The organism is Pseudoalteromonas sp. Isolate6 (assembly GCF_022398435.1).
Taxonomy (GTDB): domain Bacteria; phylum Pseudomonadota; class Gammaproteobacteria; order Enterobacterales; family Alteromonadaceae; genus Pseudoalteromonas; species Pseudoalteromonas galatheae.
The window spans coordinates 1-2,269 of sequence record NZ_JAKEVK010000348.1 but is presented as its reverse complement, the minus strand read 5'-3'; the positions used below and the strand labels follow the sequence as shown (position 1 = coordinate 2,269).

General features: G+C 41.3%; 2 protein-coding genes. Both read right to left on the bottom strand.

Features of this window, described 5'->3' with window-relative positions; genetic code table 11:
- On the bottom strand, positions 1–854 hold an 854-nt coding region (locus L1D50_RS22745; protein WP_239966908.1), incomplete at its 3' end, for an efflux RND transporter permease subunit.
- Positions 851–1,906, bottom strand: a complete 1,056-nt coding sequence (locus L1D50_RS22740; RefSeq protein ID WP_239966907.1) for an efflux RND transporter periplasmic adaptor subunit — start codon at positions 1,904–1,906, stop codon at positions 851–853. The genes L1D50_RS22740 and L1D50_RS22745, both read right to left, overlap by 4 nt.
- Between the last annotated feature and the right edge of the window lie 363 nt (positions 1,907–2,269).

Genomic DNA, 2,269 nt, shown 5'->3' with positions numbered 1-2,269 from the left:
TTATCTGGTTGTAGGTAAAAGTATATCGCTTGATTACCCTTAAAAGCTGAGTATGACCAGTCGTACACAAACCGTTTATGCACACTTGCCACTTCCCCTAAGCGTACAACTCGAACACCAGTAACCGCAATTGGTAAATTGCGTAACTCGGTCAATGCCATCTGGCCTTTAAAGTGCAAATCATACTCTTTCGACCCCAATAATAGACTGTCTCCTGAGCGGTCGATTAGGCCCTGTAGTTTACGAGTCACTTGCTCTATGCTCAATGAAAACTGAGTTAACTTCCGTGGTTCAAATTCAATGTCTACCCGTTGTGCCAGTCGATTATTATCCATATTGATGTTGGTGATACCCGGAATATCTGTCATGGCAGGCTCGACATAAGCGCGATAGGCATGCATAAAGTCTTCTTGTGACTTCTCTGTACCTGAATACAAAAACAAGGAAGCCAAAGTTGAGCCCGCACCATTGCTATAGTCAATTACGCTGGGCTTTGCAACTTGAGGAGGCCAATCCGGAACCTGATTGATCCGCGCCAAAACCTCCATATAAGTTTTTTCCATATCGGCTTGATAATGAAAGTTCAAGGTGGTCCACGCTTGGCCATTTGAAATATTAGTTTGTAAATTTTTTAATTGGCTCACACCTGCAAGCTGTCGCTCAAGAGGTGAAACTAAGCTCTGCTCAATCTCTGCTGCAGTTTTCCCCGGCCAAGATGTCACCACGGCAATTTGGGCTCTATCGATTTTAGGTAATAACGCATTGGGGAGTTTTGCACCAGCTAAAACCCCCAGCAATACCAGTAAAAATGAAAAGGCGATGATAATAGAGCCATATTTTTCAACTAATTTCATAGTTTACCCTGACTATTAATGGTAACTTGTGCATCATCTTTCAGTGCTATTTTTCCTTTGACTACTACTTTGTCGCCGGCTTGGATTTCTCCTTGGATCACCGAGTGGTTTTTGTCAGTGTCCACAATTTTTACAACAACTCTATTCACTTTGTTCTTTTGATCTACACGCCAAACGTAATATTCATTTTTATTTATAGTCAAGGCATCATATGGCACCTTGGTTAAATTACTGGCAGCCATCGACACGTCAACGACATATCGTTGACCAATAAGAAATTTTTCGGGAGGATTGTGTTTGAATTTCAAATGTAAATTGATAGTTTGATCTTGGCTACTCACAAGGCCGGCATCACGGTCTAAAAACAACTCAGTGCCGTCAGCCAATGACAGTTTCGCACCTTCAAATTGATTGAACTCCTGATATAAGTCTAATGCAACTCGACAAGTCACTTCCTGCTGCTGAGCTGGCAAAAAAACTAAGATACTCTCTCCTTCGCCAACCCACTCTCCCGGCTCACCAAATAGCGATAGCACAACACCGTCTGCGGGCGCTCGATGCGTTAAATTATTTAATTGATGTTCAACTAAACGATATTGCTCAGCATAAATTTCATTTTGTTCTGCTGCTGTTTGATAGTCTCTTTTGTGTTGCTGCAATTCCGAGCTCGATACAACTCCTCCTTCATCTAATTTGCTCAGGCGGTCGTACTCATTAAAGGAATAAACATAGTTTGCACGCGCAGCTTTAGCATTCGCATCCAATTGAGCAAGCTGACGCTTTAGATAGAAGTCATTTTGTTTCGCTAATACTTCCCCTTCTTTCACTCGGCTACCAGCCGGTAACAACCAAGTTAGCTCAGCAGATACATGACTTGAAACTTGCTGACGGAAAGGAACATCGGCATGACAATACAGCGGCTTTTGAATTCCTCGCTGCCACTTTCGCGCCTCTTCGACTTTCACCACAGGTGTTGCACTAGCTTGCACTGATGAAATTGAGGTTCCAATTACTGTAGAGGCAAAAATCAAATATCTATAATAATCTGGCACTGATATGGACTCCCTTGTTATTAGGTTAACGTTGCTAAAATGATGGAGTTAAGCGCTAAAACAACAGTGCATAGCGGTATTTCTGAGTTAATGACACAGCTTCTGGTATGACCGATTGAGAAGTAGTAAGACGTATCCATCAACTTAGATAACCAAGCAGCTCAGTCGTGCCGATATAATCTTAAACGAGATTTCACGTTTGAAAATTCGCGTATGTTTTGCAGTTTTGGACTTATTAACACCCATATTTATCTTTATGGTTAATTGGTGGTATACATGACGAAGCAACCTACATGCCAAAACTTAACTCTATGTTTTTATTTTAATTTTTCATTCTAGGACTTAAAATAATAAATTAACGTC